A 19,619-nucleotide genomic window follows, 5' to 3' on the forward strand; every position below is an offset into this window, starting at 1 on the left:
CGCGGGGCGTCACGTCCGCCCCGCGCCCGCTGGCTTAGTGATCGAGATAGATATAGTTTTCCCAGCTCTTCATGCGGATCAGGATCTTCCGGATCAGCGACAGCTCTTTCAGGTGATCCGAGTAGACCGCCGCCTCAAGGGTGGCCCCCTGCGGCAGAGCGTATTCGGCAAATCGCGGATCGGTCACCTTCAGCACCACCAGCGCCCGGCCATGGGTATTGAGCGCGTCTGTGGTCAGCAATTTGCCCTGCCCCTGAAACTGACTCTCGCCAATCGCCGGCAGCACGTCGGCCACTTCTCCGCGAAAGACGGTGCCCGGGATGGCCGGAAACATCAGCTCCGCGGGCTCGCCTTTGTGCAGACGCTGCAGGGCGTTCTGGCGAAATGCCGCGACGTACTCCCGCGAGGCGGCGCCCTCCACCGGCACAAAGGTCATCAGCGGGATCATCCCCAGGGCAGTGGACATGGTGCCCGGCCGTAAGCCGACGGTACTGACATAGCCATCCTCCGGGGCACGGACGACGGTGTTCTCCAGCTGAAACTGCGCCTTTTGCAGCTGCGCCAGCAGGGAGGCCACGGTGGTATTTTTGCCCTTCACCACCGAGTCCAGCGCGTTGCGCGCCTGCACCACCTTTGCCTGAGCCGCGCTGACGCTGGCTTCATCGGCCTTCCACGTCTGCAGACGGGTATCAACCATTTGATCGGAGAAGGCGCCCTGGGCATGACCCTCCCGATAGCGGGCATATTCCCGCCGCGACTGGTCGCGCTGGGCCACCGCTCTGCTCAGCTCGGCCTGCGCCTGGCTTAACGCCGCGTTTAAGGAGAGCGCATCCTGACTGGCCGCTTTTATCTGCGCCTGCAGATCGTCTACTTTTGCCTGGAACGGCGTCGGGTCGAGGGTAAACAGCACATCGCCCTTATGCAGCATCTGGTTAGGCTTCACCGGTACGCTCTGCACCCGGCCGCGCACCTGCGACACAATCGGCACGGTACGAAACACCTGGTTACCAACGTCGGTATAGGGGAAGTTGTAGTTCATCCCGAAGATCACCGCGCCAATCAGGGCGATACCGCCGAGCACCGCCGTCGGTACGGTCCACTTATTGAGCGGGATGCGGAAGACTTTAAACACCACGATGCACAGCGCGGCGTAGGTCAGTAACATTAACGTTTCCATTAGTTTGCCTCCTCCGCTTTCAGCGCAGCCACCTCGCGCTGGACCTGTTCCAGTTGCTGGACCACCGTTTCCAGACGCTGATGCAGCGCCTGCTGATCGTCGGCAATGTGGCGCATTCCCCACCCGCGATCTTCGCGCCACAGCGTTGCCCAGATCCATAACAAAGGCCACAGGGCGTGCAAGGTAAATAAGCTGACCCAGCCGGCATAATGAATCGCATCCTGATGAGGATGGCGCCGCTCTTTGGCAATTTCGTAAGGAATATCGTGAATAACAATCACGCCATAAAACAGTATTAAGGCCACGGCGATCAGAATGGCCAGCGCAACATAATCCAGGGTCATAAAATAACTCCAGAGTGAAAGGTTAACTTAATAAAACAGCCAGATTCAGACGTAACGGGGCCGGGGAAAAAGCGCGCTTAGCGCTTTCCCTGGCGGTGATAGCAACGTGATGGCGTCAATCTGCCGAATCGGGTTCAGAATTTCTCAGGAATATGACGGTCGATGGAGATCAGCTTGCCTTTTTTCACCGTGATATATCCCCCCTCGCGCAGCGCGGCCAGCACCTGGTACACATAGCTGCGCGAGAGATTGGTTCGTTTAATAATAAATGCCGACAGGCTTTCATGCTGACCACCATCAATTTCGCTGCGATATAAATAGCGCGACAGCATCGATTTAATGGTCTGAAAACTGGTCTGGCTGCCGCGTTCATAGTGGGCATCAAGGGCAAATATGCCCATATAGGCCAGGATCGTGGTCAGCTCTTGCATATAGCCCGGCGACGAATGAAAGAATATTCGCTCAAAATCGCTGGCGGTTATTTTCGCCAGCTGGCACTCGCCCAGGCACTGATAATAGAGCGCGACCGACGGACAATAATGTTCCAGTAATCCTAACGGCATATGCGCGATAACAATGCCGATCAGGTTCTGCTCATCGCCAAAGGCCAGCGTCATTTGCCCCTGCAGCAAAAAATAGAGATAGCCCGACTGCGGAATAAAGCCCTGATCTTTGCTCAGGCTCAGGGGTTCACTGCAGGCGATCACCGCCGGCAGATGCGTGGTCAGCGTCAGCTTCTGGTACCGATCGTAAATATCGCCAAAACTGGGGTTCATCGCGCTGCGCACTCCTTTACCTTTGGCCACCGCGGTGGGGCTAACCGCGACCTGTTGAACTATACCTAAGCGGGTGGGGAAGGAAAAGTCCAGATCTGGAGTGGCGAAATATTCCGCCTTGGTCACATTTTTTACCCTCGCCTCCCTGTTTCGTGACCCGATCGTTCCGCTTACCGGTGGGCTATGCTTTAATTAGCTAAACCGGTTTAATAGAGTTTAGCTAAGAGGAGTTTGTCGAATGAATGGAAAAATCTGGGTACTCGGCGATGCGGTCGTCGATCTCCTGCCCGATGGAGAGGGCCGCCTGCTGCAATGCCCTGGCGGTGCGCCAGCCAACGTCGCGGTCGGCGTGGCGCGGCTCGGCGGCGACAGCGGCTTTATTGGCCGCGTCGGCGACGATCCCTTCGGCCGCTTTATGCGTCACACCCTGGCGCAGGAGAAGGTCGATGTGAATTATATGCGCCTCGACGCCGCGCAGCGCACCTCCACGGTGGTGGTCGATCTCGATCAGCACGGGGAGCGCACCTTTACCTTTATGGTCCGTCCGAGCGCCGATCTGTTTCTTCAGCCCGAGGATCTCCCGCCGTTTGCCGCCGGCCAGTGGCTGCACGTCTGCTCCATCGCCCTCAGCGCGGAGCCAAGCCGCAGCACGGCATTCGCGGCAATGGAGGCGATAAAACGCGCCGGGGGCTATGTCAGCTTCGACCCCAATATCCGCAGCGACCTGTGGCAGGATCCGCAGGACCTGCGTGACTGTCTCGACCGGGCGCTGGCCCTCGCCGACGCCATAAAACTCTCGGAAGAGGAGCTGGCCTTTGTCAGCGGCAGTGACGACATCGTCAGCGGCATCGCCCGCCTCAATGCCCGCTTCCAGCCGACGCTGCTGCTGGTGACCCAGGGCAAAGCGGGGGTCCAGGCCGCCCTGCGCGGGCAGGTTAGCCACTTCCCCGCTCGCCCGGTGGTGGCCGTTGATACCACCGGCGCCGGCGATGCCTTTGTCGCCGGGCTGCTCGCCGGCCTCGCCGCCCACGGTATCCCTGACAACCTCGCCGCGCTGGCTCCCGACCTTACGCTGGCGCAAACCTGCGGCGCGCTGGCCACCACCGCCAAAGGCGCCATGACCGCCCTGCCGTTCAGGGACGATCTTCAGCGCTCGCTGTGATCCCGTTGGGCCGGCTAACGGCCCACTTTGCTGGCGACATCACAATTCTTAAACCGGTTTAGCAATTTTTATTTTCACCGCGTTACTGACATGTTTACCATATTAACTAAACCGGTTTAGCAAAAGTTAGCACACTCACTGATTTTCACCTTTGGATGTCAACAGCATGTATAAAAAACGGAAGTTAGCCATTCTTATTGCTTTGCTAACCGGCACCGCCGCCGCCCATGGGCAGACAGACCTGAACAGCATTGAAGCGCGTCTCGCCGCCCTGGAAAAACGCCTGCAGGACGCCGAAACCCGCGCCAGCACTGCCGAAAGCCGTGCCGCCTCGGCGGAGCAGAAAGTTCAGCAGTTAACCCAGCAGCAGCAGCAAACCCAGGTCACCACCCAGCAGGTGGCCAAGCGCACCACTCAGCTGGAAGAAAAAGCCGAACGGCCTGGCGGCTTTGAGTTCCACGGCTATGCCCGTTCCGGCGTGATCATGAACGACTCGGCCGCCAGCACCAAATCCGGCGCTTATATGACCCCCGCCGGGGAGACCGGTGGCGCCATTGGTCGTCTGGGTAACCAGGCCGACACCTATGTGGAAATGAACCTCGAACATAAGCAGACCCTGGACAACGGGGCAACCACCCGTTTCAAAGTGATGGTGGCCGACGGGCAGACCACCTATAACGACTGGACGGCAAGCAGCAGCGACCTGAACGTGCGCCAGGCGTTTGTCGAGCTGGGCAACCTGCCGACCTTCGAAGGACCGTTCAAAGGCTCGACCCTGTGGGCCGGGAAACGCTTTGACCGCGACAACTTCGACATCCACTGGATTGACTCGGATGTGGTGTTCCTCGCCGGGACCGGCGGCGGGATCTACGACGTGAAATGGAACGACAGCCTGCGCAGCAACTTCTCGTTATACGGCCGCAACTTTGGCGATATCGCTGACAGCAGCAACAGCGTGCAGAACTATATCGTCAGCATGAATAACTTTGTCGGCCCGGTGCAGATGATGGTCAGCGGGATGCGGGCGAAAGATAATGACGAACGCCAGGACACGAACGGCAATCTGGTGAAAGGCGATGCCGCTAACACCGGGGTCCATGCTCTGCTGGGCCTGCACAATGAGAGCTTCTATGGCCTGCGCGACGGGACCAGCAAAACGGCCCTGCTGTATGGCCACGGGCTGGGCGCCGAGGTTAAAGGCATCGGCTCCGACGGTGCGCTGCGCCCGGGGGCCAATACCTGGCGCTTCGCCAGCTACGGCACGACGCCGCTGAGCGATCGCTGGTTTATTGCCCCGGCCGTGCTGGCGCAGAGCAGTAAAGATCGTTATGTCGATGGCGACAGCTATCAGTGGGCCACTCTCAACCTGCGTCTGATTCAGGAAGTGACGCAGAACTTCGCCCTCGCCTGGGAGGGCAGCTATCAGTACATGGATCTGCAGCCTGAAGGCTACAACGATCGCCACGCGGTGAACGGCAGCTTCTACAAGCTGACCTTCGCCCCAACCTTCAAGGTGGGCAGCATCGGCGACTTCTTCTCGCGTCCGGAGATCCGCTTCTATACATCGTGGATGGACTGGAGCAAAAAACTGGATAACTACGCCAACGATGATGCATTAGGCAGCAACGGGTTCAAATCGGGCGGCGAATGGTCGTTCGGTATGCAAATGGAGACCTGGTTCTGACGGTAACCCGGACGACAGGGTAAGTAACACATAAATATAAGGTTCGCGGTGCCTGCCACGGCCGGCACCGCCCACGCCATATCATCATGCATTCAGAGGGTACTATGGATTTTGATCAGATTTCCCGCTCACTGCTTCCCCTGCTGGGCGGCAAGGAAAATATCGCCAGCGCCGCGCACTGCGCCACCCGCCTGCGGCTGGTGCTGGTCGACGACGCGCTCGCCGACCAACAGGCCATTGGCAAAATCGACGGGGTGAAAGGCTGCTTTCGCAATGCTGGACAGATGCAGATCATCTTCGGTACCGGGGTGGTCAATAAAGTCTATGCCGCCTTTATCCAGGCCGCAGGCATCAGCGAATCAAGCAAATCCGAAGCCGCCGACCTGGCCGCGAAAAAGCTGAACCCGTTCCAGCGCATCGCCCGCCTGCTGTCCAACATTTTCGTACCGATCATTCCCGCCATCGTCGCCTCCGGCCTGCTGATGGGCCTGCTGGGGATGGTGAAAACCTACGGCTGGGTCGACCCGAGCAACGCTATCTATATCATGCTGGATATGTGCAGCTCGGCGGCGTTTATCATTCTGCCGATCCTGATCGGCTTTACCGCCGCCCGCGAATTTGGCGGTAACCCTTATCTGGGCGCGACCCTCGGCGGGATCCTGACCCACCCGGCGCTGACCAACGCCTGGGGCGTCGCCGCCGGCTTCCACACCATGAATTTCTTCGGTATCGAAGTGGCGATGATCGGCTACCAGGGCACCGTCTTCCCGGTGCTGCTGGCGGTGTGGTTTATGAGCATTGTCGAAAAACAGCTGCGCCGCGTTATCCCTGACGCGCTGGACCTGATCCTCACCCCGTTCCTGACGGTAATTATCTCCGGCTTTATCGCCCTGCTGCTGATCGGCCCGGCCGGTCGTGCGCTCGGCGACGGCATTTCGTTTATCCTCAGCACGCTTATCAGCCACGCCGGCTGGCTGGCGGGACTGCTGTTCGGCGGCCTCTACTCGGTGATCGTCATCACCGGTATCCATCACAGCTTCCACGCCATCGAGGCGGGTCTGCTGGGCAACCCATCGATTGGCGTCAACTTCCTGCTGCCGATCTGGGCGATGGCCAACGTCGCTCAGGGCGGCGCCTGCTTTGCGGTGTGGTTTAAAACCAAAGATGCCAAAATCAAAGCCATCTCCCTGCCATCGGCGTTTTCGGCGATGCTGGGGATCACGGAAGCGGCAATCTTCGGGATTAACCTGCGCTTCGTGAAGCCGTTCATCGCCGCGCTGGTGGGCGGTGCTGCCGGCGGCGCCTGGGTGGTGTCGATGCACGTCTACATGACCGCGGTGGGCCTGACGGCGATCCCGGGGATGGCCATCGTGCAGGCCAGTTCGCTGCTGAACTACATTATCGGTATGGCGATCGCCTTCGCCGTGGCCTTCATGCTTTCTCTGACGCTGAAATACAAAACGGACGCTGAATAATGTCATTACCGTCACGCCTGCCTGCGATCCTGCAGGCCGTTATGCAGGGCCAGCCGCAGGCGCTGGCCGACAGCCATTATCCGCAATGGCATCTGGCGCCGGTTAGCGGACTGCTGAACGATCCCAACGGCTTTTGCCAGGTCGCCGGGCGTTACCACCTGTTTTATCAGTGGAACCCGCTCGCCTGCGACCATACCTATAAGTGCTGGGGACACTGGAGCTCTGCCGATCTGCTGCACTGGCGGCATGAACCTATCGCTCTGATGCCGGACGAAGAGTATGACCGCAACGGCTGCTACTCCGGCAGCGCGGTCGAGTTCGAGGGCACCCTGACTCTGTGCTACACCGGCAACGTGAAATTCCCCGACGGCGGGCGCACCGCCTGGCAGTGCCTGGCGACAGAGAATGCCGATGGCACCTTCCGCAAGCTGGGGCCAGTGCTGCCGCTCCCTGACGGTTACACCGGCCATGTGCGCGACCCCAAGGTGTGGCAGCAGGACGGGCGCTGGTACATGGTCCTCGGGGCGCAGGATTTGCAACAGCACGGTAAAGTGCTGCTGTTTACCGCCAGCGATCTGCGGGAGTGGCGCCTGGTGGGCGAGATCGCCGGACATGGCGTTAACGGTCTGGCGAACGGCGGCTATATGTGGGAGTGCCCGGATCTCTTTCCGCTGGCGGATACCCACCTGCTGATCTGCTGCCCGCAGGGGCTGGCCCGCGAAGCGCAGCGCTTTCTCAATACCTATCCGGCGGTGTGGATGGCAGGCCGCTTCGACGCCGAACGCGGCACCTTCGACCACGGCCCGCTGCACGAACTGGACAGCGGGTTTGAGTTCTACGCGCCGCAGACCATGCTGGCCGAGGATGGCCGCCGCCTGCTGGTCGGTTGGATGGGCGTCCCGGACGGGGAAGAGATGCATCAACCCACCCGCGCACAGGGATGGATCCACCAGATGACCTGCGTGCGCGAGCTGGAGTGGCAGGCGGGCACCCTGTATCAGCGCCCGCTGCGCGAGCTGGCCGCTCTGCGCGAGGAAGCCCAGGGCTGGCGCGGGCAGACCCTGCCCCTCGCCCCGATGGAGCTGGCCTTTGACATCGCCCCCAACAGTACGCTGGGGCTGGACTTTGCCGGCGCCCTGCAGCTCACCGTCAACCGCGACGGCCTGCGTCTGTCGCGCCGCGGGCTGCAGACCGCCGAGATGCATCACCGCTACTGGCGCGGCGAAGCGCGGCGCCTGCGGATCTTTATCGACCGCTCCAGCGTGGAAATTTTCATCAACGATGGCGAAGGGGTGATGAGCAGCCGCTTCTTCCCGGGCTATCCGGGGCAGTTAATCTTCAGCGGTGCGACGCCGGTGGCATTCTGCCGCTGGCTGCTGCGGCCATGCATGGTAGTATAAGCGTTTTGCTTTCAGGCTCCTGAGTGGTGATGAAAACCAAACGCGTAACTATCAAAGATATCGCCGAACTGGCGGGCGTCTCCAAAGCGACCGCCAGTCTGGTGCTCAACGGCCGTGGCAAAGAGCTGCGCGTGGCGCAGGAGACGCGCGAGCGCGTGCTGACGATCGCCCGCGAGCAGCACTATCAGCCCAGCATTCATGCGCGCTCGCTGCGCGATAACCGCAGCCATACCATTGGCCTGGTGGTACCGGAGATCACCAACTACGGGTTTGCCGTTTTCTCCCATGAGCTTGAGACGCTCTGCCGGGAAGCCGGCGTGCAGCTGCTTATCTCCTGCACCGACGAAAACCCCGGCCAGGAGAGCGTGGTGGTCAATAATATGATTGCCCGCCAGGTCGACGGTCTGATCGTCGCCTCGTGCATGCACAGCGATGCCGACTACCTGAAGCTCAGCGAACAGCTGCCGGTGGTGCTGTTTGACCGCTCCCCCAGCGACAGCGCCCTGCCGCTGGTGATGACCGACTCGGTGACCCCAACCGCCGAGCTGATCTCCCGCATTGCGCCTCAGCATGCGGACGAGTTCTGGTTTCTGGGCGGACAGCCGCGGCTGTCGCCGTCGCGCGACCGACTGGCGGGGTTCACGCAAGGCCTGACCCAGGCGGGGGTCACGCTGCGCCCTGAGTGGGTGATCAACGGCAACTATCACCCCAGCTCCGGCTATGAGATGTTCGCGGCGCTCTGCGCGCGGCTGGGACGTCCGCCGAAGGCCTTGTTTACCGCGGCCTGCGGACTGCTCGAAGGGGTACTGCGCTACATGAGCCAGCATCATCTGCTGGACTCCAATATTCATCTCGCCAGCTTCGACGATCACTACCTGTATGATTCGCTTTCTCTGCGCATTGATACCGTGCAGCAGGATAATCGCCAGCTGGCCTGGCACTGCTACGATCTGCTCAGCCAGCTGATCGACGGCCAGGCGCCGGAGCCGCTCCAGCGCTACCTGCCCGCCACCCTGCAGTTTCGCCATCCCTGACGACGCCATCGGCAATCAGCGTTTTCGCCGGGCGCGCGCCGCCTGCCTCACCGCCAGCAGCGCGCCGGCAAACAGCATGCCCAGGCCGATCGTCACCGGCCAGCGGTAAGCCATCAGTAACGAGGGCAATCCGCCGTCCGGCGCCAGCACCACCAGATTCCAGCCCGTCAGTCCCGCCTCGCCGTTCAGCGCGCGGGTTAACATCCGCTGGTGCGGGGCGAAAGGCTGGATAGTCTGGTAGTGGCTGCCGAACAGCGGCGGCTGCATCTCCCTGGGGAACTGCGCCTGCACCTGGGCCAGTACGCTGGCCGGCAGCGCATGCGACGCCGCCAGCAGATGCCCGTCGCCATTCACCAGCAGCAGTTGATAATGCCGCTGCCGGGCGAGGGTATGGAGTTCGGCGCGCATCGCCGCCAACGGCCAGGCGGCTTCCCGCTGCGGCGCCGGCGTGTTCATTCGCCGCTCAAGGCGTTGCGCCACCCACTGCGCATCTTCCTCCAGTTGGCGGGTCTGCATCTCACGGTAAACCTCTCTGGCCGGCAAATTCACGCCCCGACCGAGCGCCAGGATCGCCAGTCCGGCGATCAGCGTGACGATAATGCCCCTGCTTGCCGGTCGCCAGAGCGGCGAGGATTTGACGACGGATGGTGTATTCATACGACTCCAGAAACCGGAGGCCACGCATGGGCCCCCTGACGAATAGACAACGGAAGTGGCAAAACTGTACAGGATGAGCCGCGTGGGCAAAACAGACAGGCCGCGCCTGGCGGGGCGTATTTTGTTTATTTCTGGACAGGACGGGCGGCAACGACATCCTTCGCCGCTGCCGCCCGTTGATAAGATTAGTGTTTTTTCCGGTTGCGACGCATGTCGATGGTCACCGCCGCGACGATAATGATGCCCTTAATAATATCCTGCACGTAGGCATCGACGCCGACAAAGGTAAAACCGCTTTTGATCAGACCAAGGATCATCGCGCCAATCAGGGTGCCGGTAATGCGCCCCACCCCGCCCATTAAGCTGCTGCCGCCGATCACCGCGGCGGCAATCGCGTCCAGCTCGTAGGACATCCCCATGCTCGACTGGCCGCTGCTGACGCGCGCCGCCAGCACCACCCCCGCCAGCCCGGAGAGCGCCCCGGCGATGGTGTAGACAATCACCAGGTACTTATTCACGTTGATGCCGGACACTTTGGCCGAGGTCATGTTGCCGCCGATGGCATACACATATTTGCCATAACGGGTATGCTTCAGCGCAATGTGAAACACGGCGGCGATCACGAAGAAGATAATCACCGGCATCGCCCCCTGGCCTATCGCCGTAAAGCTGTCGGAGAGGAAGCTGATCGGGTTGCCCTGGGTGTAATACTGCGCCAGACCGCGCGCCGAAACCATCATCCCGAGGGTGGCAATAAACGGCGGAATACCGGTCCGCGTCACCAGAAAACCGTTGGTCAGCCCGCACAGCAGGCCGACGCCGATCCCCGCGCAAATGGGGATCACCGCCGGCAGGTTGACCAGCGCCGGGAACATCGGCGACAGGCTGTCGGAAGTTTGCGCCAGGCTCGCCGCCACCACCGCCGCAAGGGCGATAACCGAGCCGGAGGAGAGGTCAATCCCGGTGGTAATGATCACCTGGGTGACGCCGACGGCGATGATGCCGATGATCGCCACCTGCAGCACAATCAGCACCAGGCGGTTGGTATTGAGCAGGAACGACTGGTCGCGAACATACCAGCCGGCAATTTCAAAAGTCAGGGCAATCACCAGCATCACCACAAAGATGCCGGTATCTTTCGGCATTTTATGCCGCAAATTAGCGAAGAAGGAGGAACCCTCGCTGGCCGGAGCCGCCGTTAATTTCATATTACTCATTCTCTGTGCCTCAATGGGATGCCAACGACAAAATGGTTTCCTGGTCGGCTTCGTCTTTTTCCAGGATGCCGGTGATACGGCCTTCATGCATCACCATAACCCGATCACTCATGCCAAGGATTTCCGGCAGCTCAGAGGAGACCATAATGACCGCCACCCCCCGATTCGCCAGTTCACTGATCAGATGATAAATCTCCGCCTTCGCCCCGACGTCGATACCGCGGGTCGGCTCATCGAGAATTAAGATTTTCGGTTGCGCTAACAGCCAGCGCGCAATCAGGACTTTTTGCTGATTCCCCCCGCTGAGGTTATTAATAATTTGATCCATCGTCGGCGTTTTAATATTGAGCCGGCGAATTTGCTCCATGCAGTCTTCGGCCATTTTCACGTGCTGGACAAAACCGCTCTTGCCGATATATTCCGGCATTTTGACGATACTCATATTTTCCAGCACCGACAGCACCAGAAACAGGCCCGACTTTTTGCGGTCTTCGGTTAATAGCGCCATCCCCTTTTCAATCGCCACGGAGGGGGAATCAATGGTCACCGGCGCCCCGTCGATCAGCACTTCGCCGCTGTCGAAGCGCTCCATACCGAACAGGCTTTCCATCACCTCGCTGCGCCCGGCGCCCACCAGCCCGGCCACACCAAGGATTTCACCGCGGCGTACAGTAAAGCTGACGTCATGGAACACGCCCTGGCGCGTCAGGTTGCGCACCGTCAGCACCTCTTCGCCGATGGTGTTATTAAATTTCGGGAACAGCTGGGTTAATTCGCGGCCCACCATCTGGGTGATCAGCGACTGGCGGGTAAATTCGGTGGTGTTTTTGCTGCCCACCCAGGTGCCATCGCGAAAGACGCTGATCTCATCGGTGATGGCAAAGATCTCATCCATTTTATGGCTGATATAGATGATCGCTTTGCCCTGAGCGCGCAGGTCACGGATGATGGTGAACAGGTGAGCCACCTCGCCTTCGGTCAGCGCCGAGGTGGGCTCATCCATGATCACGATATCCGCATTCCACGAGACCGCTTTGGCAATCTCCACCATCTGCTGGGCGGCGATGCTCAGGTCACCCACCAGCCGGTCGGCGGTTAAGCGGATATTAAGCTTGTCCAGCAGCGCCTGGGTCTGGCGGGTCAGCTGGCCGTGGTCGACAAAGCCGTACTTCATCGGCTCGCGCCCCAGCCAGATATTCTCCGCCACCGTCATATGCGGCACCAGATTGAGCTCCTGGTGGATCATCGAGATCCCCGAGCGCAGCGCATCCATGGTGTCGGTAAACTCCACCGGCTCCCCTTTCACGCGAATCGATCCTTTATCGGGACGATAGATACCGATCAGGCACTTCATCAGCGTGGATTTGCCGGCGCCGTTCTCGCCCATCAGGGCATGCACCGTTCCCGGACGCACGCGCAATGAGACATTATCGAGCGCCTTCACGCCGGGGAAGAACTTACTGATACCTTCGGCTTCAAGTGCAAAAGCGTTCATACATCCACCTCCGTACCACGGGTTGGCCAGGACTATTTCTGATTACGGTTAGTAAATTCAGCCATGTTCTCTTTGGTGATCAGCTGATACGGCACGTCGATGATTTTTTCCACTTTCTCGCCGTTCGCCAGCTTGATGGCCGCGTCGACTGCGCCTTCCCCCTGGCCTTTCGCATCCTGGAAGATGGTGGCGATCATTTTGCCGCTCTTCAGCATCTGCAGCGCATCCGGGGTGCCATCCACACCAGCGATGAGAATATGGTTCGGGTTTTTGCCCAGTGCCTGCAGGGCGCCGATCGCCATTTCATCGTTGTTGGAGGCGATGGCCTGGATATCCTCACCGCTGGTCATCCAGTTGCTGACCACGTCCACCGCGTCATTGCGGGTAAATTTCGCGGTCTGCTTCTGGACGATTTTGATGTTCGGGTATTTCGCCACCACCTCTTCCACCCCTTTGGTGCGGTCACGGGTAGATTCATTCGCCAGGTCGCCGAGCAGGATCGCCACATTACCCTTACCGTTCATCGCTTTCGCCAGCGCTTCCATCTGCAGACGGCCAGCAAGGATGGAGTCCGACCCCACATAGGCCATCTTGTCGGTCAGCTCCGCCTGCGGGCGACGGTTCACAAACACCAGCGGGATCCCGGCTTTGGTGGCCTGATCCATGATCGGTTTCACCGCATTGGTATCCACCGGGTTGACGATAATGGCGTCCACCCCCTGGCCGATAAAGTTTTGCACCTGCTGCAGCTGCTGGGAGACATCCCCTTTCGCGTCCTCGATCTGCGATTTAACCCCATCTTTTTTCATCTCTTTTTGCATCGAGGTCCGCAGGATCGTCAGGAAGTTATCGTCAAACAGCGCCATGGAGACGCCAATAGAGACGTCTTTTGCCATAACCACCGCAGGCAGCATGCAGGCTAACAAAGAGGCAACAATCGTTTTCTTAATATTCATAGTTGATCCTTGATTTTGTAGGTACGCCGGTGAATGAAACAAAATGAAAAATTAATTTCAGTTACGTTGCGGCAAATGTCTGCTGCGATGTCGACGGCACTGCGGATCCTCTCGCACTCCCTCGTGATCTAAATCACAAATAACGGCTGTTTTATCATCACTTTTTTGAAACGTCAGTCCATTTACACCGCACTCTGGATTTCAGACCATTTATTTCATTAACAAGACATTTGAAACTTTTATAAGTAAATAACTGAAATGAAAATTTTAAAACCATGCAGTAACAGAATTTTGACAGACATCTAACATTGCCGCATAAATGAGCGAAAAATGAGAGGCAGACAACGCTTTGAAGCGATCGCTTCCCCGCCAGGCTGGTATTTACCCGCCAGGGATAGTCATGCGGTCAGGAGGGGATACGCCGACCGACTCAGTCGACGTTTTCGGCGCTGTAGAGGATAAAGTCGACTTTACCGTCGGCATAGGTTTGCGGCTGGTAGCCGGACTCCAGATGGCGCAGCATCAGGTCGATCGCCAGCTGGGCGTGCTGGCGGGTGTTCTGATCGAGCGTTAACGCCAGACTCCCCTTCGCCAGCTGCTGCCGGGTGGTGTTGTAACGCTCATGGGTGATCCAGCAGACGTCGCCTTCGCGGCGGTGGCGGGCCAGCGCCTCGGCAATCTGGGTATTGCCAAGCCCGGTGTTATAGATCCCAACAATATTCCGGCTGCGGCACAGGGCTTGCTCCACGAGGCGAGTGATCTGCTCCCGCCGCTCCTCACCCGCCAGCACGTCGCTGAGCTGCAGGTGGGGAAAGCGCTGGCTCAGCACCTCGCGAAACCCCTGAATGCGCAGGCGATGCGCGCTGTAATCTTGCCGGCCGCTGACCATCAGCACCTCGCCGGGCCGCGGCGTCATTCTCCCCAGCATTAACCCCGCCGTGCGGCCAGCCTGCAGCTGATTGATCCCCACGTGGCAGAGTCGGTCGGCGCCGGGCAGGTCCGTCGCCAGGGTGATCGCCGGGACGCCCGCCTCCCGGCAGCGGCGCAGCGCGTCGTGCACCGCGGGATGGTCATTGCCGAAGACGATGATCCCCTGACGCTGCTGGCAGCTGCGCACAATGCGCCGGGCCAGCGTCGTCGGCTGCGACTCCGGGACAAAGGTGCGGTGCAGGGTCAAACGGCGATAGCCGAGGCTATCCGCCACGGCGGCAAAATCCTGCGCCAGCTGGGGAAAGAAGAACGAGTCATTGCTGCTGAGAAAGACCTCAACCTGCCAGGGAAAGCGGTGCTCCTCCGGCAGGATCCGCTTCAGCCCCGCCTCGCGCGCCGCCTGCAGCACTTTGCGGGTGGTCTGCGGCGATACGCCGCCGCGTTCGTTCAGCACCCGGTCAACGGTGGCCACGCCGACGCCAATCTGTCTGGCCAGCATCGCCAGTGAAATGTTTTTCATCGCCCCTCTCTTCATGATGGAAATCCATCAAAACGGCAGTGTCAGTGAGTTTAGCAAACCGATTATGGTGGCAACGTCCCCTCGCCATTCTGGAGAAAAAAATGATCTGCAAACGTTTTGCCCTGGTAGGCAGTGGTTTTATCGGTCAGGTTCATGCCGCCAGTCTTGCCCGTCATGAAGGAAGTGCGCTGACGATGGTGGCCGACGCCGCCCCGGAGCGCGCCCAGGCGCTGGCCGCCCGCTATGGCGCCCGGGCGGTGACAGTGAGCGAGGCGATCCATAGCGACGCCATCGACGCGGTGCTGATCGCCAGTTCAACCCCGTCACATGCCGAACTGCTGGAAGCCGCCGCCCGGGCGGGCAAGGCGGTCTATTGCGAAAAACCGATCGACCTCTCCCTGGCGCGCGCCCGCGAGGTGGTGGAGCGGGTGCTCCCCCTGAATGTGCCGGTGACTGTCGGCTTTAACCGGCGCTTCGACAGCAGCCATCAGCAGCTCCGCCGCCAGCTGGAGCAAGGGCTGATCGGCCGGGTCGAGCTGGTGCAGATGGTCTGCCGCGCCTCCAGCATGCCGCCGCTCGATTATCTGCGCAGCTCCGGCGGCCAGATGCGCGATCAGGCGATCCACTTCTTCGATCTCCTGCGCTTTCTCACTGGCGATGAAGTGCGCACCGTGGCGGCGATGGGCGCGGCGCTGGCCCTGCCGGACATCGCCGAATTTGGCGATGTCGACACCTCTATCCTGATGATGCAGATGCGCGGCGGCGCGCTGGCGCAGCTGGACAACACCCGCCGCACCGGCCACGGGTACGATGAACGGATCACGCTGCTGGGCGCCGAAGGCGCGCTGGAGTCCGGCAGCCAGTCGCCGGCGGGCCCTACCCTGTGGCGCGGCAATCAGCGCATTGAGCCGGGCCTGTGGCCGGACTGGTTCAGCCGGGTACAAGGATCTTATTATCAGCATCTTGACGCCTTTATTCGCACCCTGAATGGTGAAACCGTGGCCGACCTGCCCGGCTTGCTGGACGGCCTGCAGGCGCAGGCCATTGCCGAAGCGGCGATTCAGTCCCTGCAGCGCGGCCAGTTTGTCGCCGTCGACGACTGTTGCTGAGCGGGTGTAAGGCAACCGCAATCAGGCGCTGTACCAGCCTTTATGCCGGGCGGCGGCGACGCCTTGCCCGGCCTACAGAACACAGGCATTAATACACTGTAGTATCAAACGGTTGCATAGATATCCCAGGCCCGTGCAAGCGCAGCGCCGCCGGGCAAGGACAGCGGGCGCGGAGCCGCTTTTATGCCGGGCGGCGGCGACGCCTTGCCCGGCCTACATAACACAGGCATTAATACACTGTAATATCAAACGGTTGCATAGATATCGTAGGCCCGTGCAAGCGCAGCGCCGCCGGGCAACAGACATCCGGCATCGTACGCGTCCTGGCGCCGGACAATGGCAGATACGCTCGCGCTGTCTGCAAACCAAAGCCCGGCCAACCCTTAGCGTTCTTCGTTAAACACCGCGCCCACCTGGCGCCGCACCTCATCCATCACCTGCAGATTCTGCAGCACCCGACTGAGCGGCCGCAGCGGCGAGTCCTGCAACCCCTGCCCGATGCACCAGGCAAAATGCTCCGCCTGCCAGAACAGCTGGTCGTAGCGATTGCGCGGCTCTTCCCAGCGCAGCGCCTGTCCACCCTGGCTGGCGGCGAGCGTGAAGCCGCCGGGGGCATAGAACTGGCCGTCGAGCGTCAGGGTCGCCTGGCGTCCGGCCACCACCGCCCCGCCCGGCGTGTTGCTGAATAACGTGGTGTTTAACAAGCCCTGCATCCCGTTCTGCCAGCCGAACAGCATCGACGTCTGACCGTTAAGCCCCTCCGCCGTGGCGCTGCCGCGGGCGACAATCTCCTGCGGCATGCCGCCCACCATCAGCGCAAACGAGGTTAAATAGCTGCCGAGGTCCATCATCGGCCCGCCGGCAAGGTCGGCATTGAAGATACGGTGGTCGGGGGTGAAATACTCGCCGTGATCGGCCAGCAGGGTATGCAGGTCGCCGAGCGCCCCATCCTCCAGCAACTGGCGGATCACATCATATTTCGGCGCGTAATCGCACCACATCGCCTCCAGCGCGACTCTCCCCTGCCGGGTGGCTTCGGCCTGCAGCTCACGCCCTTCGCCGAGGTTGAGCGCGAAGGGCTTCTCAATCAGCACGTGTTTACCCGCCTTCAGCCCCTGCATGCCGTCGGGAAAGTGATGGTTGTGCGGCGTTGCAATATACACCGCATCAATATCCGGGCGTGCCAGCATCTCCTCCACCTGGCCGTAAGCCTGGGGGATCCCCCATTCCGCGGCCACCCGGTCGGCCTTCGCCTGGCTGCGGGAGGCCACCGCCACCACCTGCTGCCGGCTGTAGGTTTTCAATGCATGAACAAAGCGCTCGGCGATCCAGCCAGGACCGATAATGCCCCAGCGCAGGATGGGAATGCTCTGCGCCGCCGGCCGGCGCGGGATCGGTAAGTGTGAGGGAAACATAGCGGCTCCTTAGTCTTTAACCACGTTCACCCAGCGACGGCTGGCCATCGAGGCTTCAATCGCCGACAGCACGCGCTGATTCTGCAAACCAAATTCGAAGTTGGGATAGCAGTCGTCCTCCCCGCAAATCCCCTGCACCAGGTCATGCACTTCGATCACCTTGACGTCAAAATAGCCCAGCCCGCCGCCGCCAAAATCGAAGCCGAAGAAGCCGGCATAGGCCGGGATCTGGCTCCCGGCATACAGCGTCTTAAAGCCGCGGTCGTGTTTGTCATCGTTGAAGCGATACACCTGCAGCTCGTTAAAGCGCTCCCCGTCCATATACAGCGTGCCTTCGGTGCCGGAGACCTCCCAGAACACGCCGAAGATCCGCCCGGCGGCAATGCGCGAGGCCTCAATCACTCCCGCCGCGCCGCTGTCGAAACTGACCAGGCACTGAACCTGATCGTCATTTTCCACTTCCCGCCACTCGGCATCGGCCGCGACCCGGCTGGCATACCCGGCATCGCTCTGCGGCACCGGACGCTGGCGCAGGCAGGTTTGCGCGCTGGCGGTCACTTCGCGGATCCCGCCCAGCAAAAACTGGGCGACCGACAGGGTATGGGCGCCGAGGTCGCCAAGCGCCCCGCTGCCGCCGAGGGTTTTCGAGCAGCGCCAGGACCAGGGCAGGTTCGGGTCGTTATAAAACCCCTGATCAAAGGTGCCGCGAAAGCGCACCGGTTCGCCAATATCGCCCCGGGCGATAATCTGCTTTGCCAGCAGCGCCGCCGGCGTTTTGATGTTGTTAAAGGCCACCATGGTCTTCACCCCCGCGCGCCGTGCCGCCTGCGCCATCTCCTGCGCCTGCTGCTCGTTGACCGCCAGCGGCTTCTCGCAATAGACATGTTTACCCGCCGCGATCGCCGCCATCGCCATTGTGTAGTGAAGATGGTTCGGCGAGGTGATATCCACCACATCAACCTGCGGATCGTTTACCAGCTCGCGCCAGTCGCCGTAGGCCTTTTCCGCCCCCAGTTTCGCCGCATGGCGTTTGGCCATCGCCTGATCCTGATCCGCCAGCGCGTAGAGATGCGGGCGCTTCGGCAGATCGGGATAAAACATCGCCGCGCGACGGTAAGCGTCGGCGTGTGCCTGACCCATAAAACCCGAGCCGATAAGACCGATATTTAACCGCGCGCTCATGATGCATGCTCCTCTGACGGTGAAAGGGAAGATAAATGGTGTGCCAGCCAGGCAAAGGCGCGGCTGGCGGTGGCCAACGGCGGCGCCATCGCCGGGTCCTGCTCGGCTTCGATAATCAGCCAGCCGCGGTAGTCACTGCGCCGGACGAAGTCGAGGATCGGCGCATAGTCGATGCAGCCGTCGCCTGGGATGGTAAACAGCCCGGCGCGCACCGCCTCGTTAAAGCTCAGGTTTTCACGATACAGACGCCCCAGCACCTGCGGACGCACGTCTTTCAGATGCAGATGGCGGATACGGTGGCCATATTTTTGCAGCACGCGCGGGATCTCGACCCCGGCGACAAAGGCGTGCCCGGTATCAAACGCCAGCCCGACGTTGTCATGGGTATGGGACAGAAACCGCTCCAGCTCGTCATCGTGCTCCACCAGCATCATCAGATGATGGTGATAGGCCAGCTGGAGGCCATAGTCGCGCAGCAGCAGGTCAGCAAAGGTATTTAGCTTGTGGCAATACGCCGCCAGGCTGACGCGGCTTAACGGCGGCGAGAGTGAAATAGGCTCATCAAGCGGGGTTTCACCCGGCAGTTGCCCGCACTCGCCGTAAACCATCACCCTCGCGCCGAGCTGCCGGAGGAGCTGCGCGTGCTCCCGCACCGTCTCCAGCTCCGCTTCCACGCTGCGGTCGGCCAGCAAGCCGCTGTACCAGCCGGACGCCAGGCGCAGGTCAGCCGCCGCCAGCAGCGGGCCCAGCGTCTCTGCCTGGCGGGGAAATTTCCGTCCTAATTCAATGCCCTGATAGCCCGCCTCCCGCGCCTCGCGCAGGCAGGTATCCAGGGGGATATCGCCGCCTAAATCCTCCAGCACATCGTTGGTCCAGCACAGGGGGCTCACGCCCCACTGCAGATGCTCTGTCGCCATCTTGTTCTCCTTTTCACCCTGTGGTCTTGTCTGGCGTCACTATAAGCAGGCGACGACCGACGATGAAAACGGAGAAATGATGGAAATCCATCATTGCGCTGGCGATATATCCGCTATTTCAGGTAACCCTGAAAAATAAATGGAAATAATGCTTGCCGCCAGCTTATTT

General features: G+C 60.6%; 16 protein-coding genes and 1 pseudogene. 6 read left to right on the forward strand and 11 right to left on the reverse strand.

Annotated features, from left to right (window positions below; genetic code table 11):
- Positions 1-34: 34 nt before the first annotated feature.
- The 3 genes from CWM61_RS15625 to CWM61_RS15635 all read right to left on the reverse strand — a co-directional run bounded on the left by CWM61_RS15625 (position 35) and on the right by CWM61_RS15635 (position 2,297).
- Positions 35-1,177, reverse strand: a complete 1,143-nt coding sequence (locus CWM61_RS15625) for an HlyD family secretion protein (RefSeq protein ID WP_002892697.1) — start codon at positions 1,175-1,177, stop codon at positions 35-37.
- Positions 1,177-1,521, reverse strand: a complete 345-nt coding sequence (locus CWM61_RS15630) for a DUF3302 domain-containing protein (protein ID WP_008805501.1) — start codon at positions 1,519-1,521, stop codon at positions 1,177-1,179. Before CWM61_RS15630 ends, CWM61_RS15625 begins: the two co-directional genes overlap by 1 nt.
- 134 nt (positions 1,522-1,655) lie before the next feature.
- Positions 1,656-2,297: a helix-turn-helix domain-containing protein gene (locus tag CWM61_RS15635; RefSeq protein ID WP_165785273.1), complete on the reverse strand. Its 642-nt coding sequence runs from the start codon at positions 2,295-2,297 to the stop codon at positions 1,656-1,658.
- A gap of 238 nt (positions 2,298-2,535) precedes the next feature.
- Between CWM61_RS15635 and CWM61_RS15640 the strand changes: the two genes are divergently transcribed.
- The 5 genes from CWM61_RS15640 to CWM61_RS15660 all read left to right on the forward strand — a co-directional run bounded on the left by CWM61_RS15640 (position 2,536) and on the right by CWM61_RS15660 (position 9,052).
- A complete protein-coding gene (locus CWM61_RS15640) occupies positions 2,536-3,459 on the forward strand; it encodes an aminoimidazole riboside kinase (RefSeq protein ID WP_100631519.1) in 924 nt (307 codons plus the stop codon).
- A 166-nt stretch (positions 3,460-3,625) separates the two neighbouring features.
- Entirely contained in the window at positions 3,626-5,143 is a 1,518-nt protein-coding gene (locus CWM61_RS15645) for a carbohydrate porin (RefSeq protein WP_074386691.1), read from the forward strand.
- A 104-nt stretch (positions 5,144-5,247) separates the two neighbouring features.
- A complete protein-coding gene (locus tag CWM61_RS15650; protein ID WP_061155459.1) occupies positions 5,248-6,618 on the forward strand; it encodes a sucrose-specific PTS transporter subunit IIBC in 1,371 nt (456 codons plus the stop codon).
- On the forward strand, positions 6,618-8,018 hold the full coding sequence (locus CWM61_RS15655) for a sucrose-6-phosphate hydrolase (protein WP_100631520.1): 1,401 nt from the start codon (positions 6,618-6,620) through the stop codon (positions 8,016-8,018). The genes CWM61_RS15650 and CWM61_RS15655 overlap by 1 nt, the downstream gene beginning before the upstream one ends.
- A gap of 23 nt (positions 8,019-8,041) precedes the next feature.
- Positions 8,042-9,052: a LacI family DNA-binding transcriptional regulator gene (locus CWM61_RS15660; protein WP_165785275.1), complete on the forward strand. Its 1,011-nt coding sequence runs from the start codon at positions 8,042-8,044 to the stop codon at positions 9,050-9,052.
- A gap of 47 nt (positions 9,053-9,099) precedes the next feature.
- Here CWM61_RS15660 and CWM61_RS15665 read toward each other — a convergent pair.
- From CWM61_RS15665 to CWM61_RS15685, 5 genes and pseudogenes are all read right to left on the reverse strand, one after another.
- A pseudogene (locus tag CWM61_RS15665) lies at positions 9,100-9,709 on the reverse strand (hypothetical protein).
- 185 nt (positions 9,710-9,894) lie between these two features.
- Positions 9,895-10,917, reverse strand: a complete 1,023-nt coding sequence (locus CWM61_RS15670; RefSeq protein ID WP_004152946.1) for an ABC transporter permease — start codon at positions 10,915-10,917, stop codon at positions 9,895-9,897.
- Positions 10,918-10,936: 19 nt separating this feature from the next.
- A complete protein-coding gene (locus CWM61_RS15675) occupies positions 10,937-12,421 on the reverse strand; it encodes a sugar ABC transporter ATP-binding protein (RefSeq protein WP_004202401.1) in 1,485 nt (494 codons plus the stop codon).
- A gap of 32 nt (positions 12,422-12,453) precedes the next feature.
- Complete coding sequence (locus tag CWM61_RS15680; RefSeq protein WP_002892597.1) at positions 12,454-13,377, reverse strand: sugar ABC transporter substrate-binding protein; 924 nt, start codon at positions 13,375-13,377, stop codon at positions 12,454-12,456.
- A 430-nt stretch (positions 13,378-13,807) separates the two neighbouring features.
- A complete protein-coding gene (locus tag CWM61_RS15685; RefSeq protein WP_040187963.1) occupies positions 13,808-14,827 on the reverse strand; it encodes a LacI family DNA-binding transcriptional regulator in 1,020 nt (339 codons plus the stop codon).
- 101 nt (positions 14,828-14,928) lie between these two features.
- Between CWM61_RS15685 and CWM61_RS15690 the strand changes: the two genes are divergently transcribed.
- Positions 14,929-15,936 carry a Gfo/Idh/MocA family oxidoreductase gene (locus CWM61_RS15690; protein WP_074386663.1) on the forward strand — a complete coding sequence of 336 codons (1,008 nt, stop codon included), beginning with the start codon at positions 14,929-14,931 and terminating at the stop codon, positions 15,934-15,936.
- Positions 15,937-16,319: 383 nt separating this feature from the next.
- Here CWM61_RS15690 and CWM61_RS15700 read toward each other — a convergent pair whose 3' ends face one another.
- From CWM61_RS15700 to iolE, 3 genes are read right to left on the reverse strand one after another with little or no spacing between them, the layout of a single operon-like run.
- Complete coding sequence (locus tag CWM61_RS15700) at positions 16,320-17,351, reverse strand: Gfo/Idh/MocA family protein (protein ID WP_100631523.1); 1,032 nt, start codon at positions 17,349-17,351, stop codon at positions 16,320-16,322.
- A gap of 9 nt (positions 17,352-17,360) precedes the next feature.
- Positions 17,361-18,533, reverse strand: coding sequence for a Gfo/Idh/MocA family protein (locus CWM61_RS15705; protein ID WP_100631524.1), 1,173 nt, complete (start codon positions 18,531-18,533; stop codon positions 17,361-17,363).
- Positions 18,530-19,450, reverse strand: a complete 921-nt coding sequence (iolE, locus tag CWM61_RS15710) for a myo-inosose-2 dehydratase (RefSeq protein ID WP_100631525.1) — start codon at positions 19,448-19,450, stop codon at positions 18,530-18,532. The genes CWM61_RS15705 and iolE overlap by 4 nt, the downstream gene beginning before the upstream one ends.
- Between the last annotated feature and the right edge of the window lie 169 nt (positions 19,451-19,619).

Origin of the sequence: Klebsiella sp. K-Nf6, assembly GCF_002806655.1 — a bacterium.
Taxonomy (GTDB): Bacteria; Pseudomonadota; Gammaproteobacteria; order Enterobacterales; family Enterobacteriaceae; genus Klebsiella; species Klebsiella variicola.

What these genes read in the sequence shown, in the direction of transcription:
- CWM61_RS15625 (WP_002892697.1), bottom strand. Translation starts at nt 1,177, where the DNA reads ATGGAAACGTTAATGTTACTGACCTACGCCGCGCTGTGCATCGTGGTG.
- CWM61_RS15630 (WP_008805501.1), bottom strand. Translation starts at nt 1,521, where the DNA reads ATGACCCTGGATTATGTTGCGCTGGCCATTCTGATCGCCGTGGCCTTA.
- CWM61_RS15635 (WP_165785273.1), bottom strand. Translation starts at nt 2,297, where the DNA reads ATGAACCCCAGTTTTGGCGATATTTACGATCGGTACCAGAAGCTGACG.
- CWM61_RS15640 (WP_100631519.1), top strand. Translation starts at nt 2,536, where the DNA reads ATGAATGGAAAAATCTGGGTACTCGGCGATGCGGTCGTCGATCTCCTG.
- CWM61_RS15645 (WP_074386691.1), top strand. Translation starts at nt 3,626, where the DNA reads ATGTATAAAAAACGGAAGTTAGCCATTCTTATTGCTTTGCTAACCGGC.
- CWM61_RS15650 (WP_061155459.1), top strand. Translation starts at nt 5,248, where the DNA reads ATGGATTTTGATCAGATTTCCCGCTCACTGCTTCCCCTGCTGGGCGGC.
- CWM61_RS15655 (WP_100631520.1), top strand. Translation starts at nt 6,618, where the DNA reads ATGTCATTACCGTCACGCCTGCCTGCGATCCTGCAGGCCGTTATGCAG.
- CWM61_RS15670 (WP_004152946.1), bottom strand. Translation starts at nt 10,917, where the DNA reads ATGAAATTAACGGCGGCTCCGGCCAGCGAGGGTTCCTCCTTCTTCGCT.
- CWM61_RS15675 (WP_004202401.1), bottom strand. Translation starts at nt 12,421, where the DNA reads ATGAACGCTTTTGCACTTGAAGCCGAAGGTATCAGTAAGTTCTTCCCC.
- CWM61_RS15680 (WP_002892597.1), bottom strand. Translation starts at nt 13,377, where the DNA reads ATGAATATTAAGAAAACGATTGTTGCCTCTTTGTTAGCCTGCATGCTG.
- CWM61_RS15685 (WP_040187963.1), bottom strand. Translation starts at nt 14,827, where the DNA reads ATGAAAAACATTTCACTGGCGATGCTGGCCAGACAGATTGGCGTCGGC.
- CWM61_RS15690 (WP_074386663.1), top strand. Translation starts at nt 14,929, where the DNA reads ATGATCTGCAAACGTTTTGCCCTGGTAGGCAGTGGTTTTATCGGTCAG.
- CWM61_RS15700 (WP_100631523.1), bottom strand. Translation starts at nt 17,351, where the DNA reads ATGTTTCCCTCACACTTACCGATCCCGCGCCGGCCGGCGGCGCAGAGC.
- CWM61_RS15705 (WP_100631524.1), bottom strand. Translation starts at nt 18,533, where the DNA reads ATGAGCGCGCGGTTAAATATCGGTCTTATCGGCTCGGGTTTTATGGGT.
- iolE (WP_100631525.1), bottom strand. Translation starts at nt 19,450, where the DNA reads ATGGCGACAGAGCATCTGCAGTGGGGCGTGAGCCCCCTGTGCTGGACC.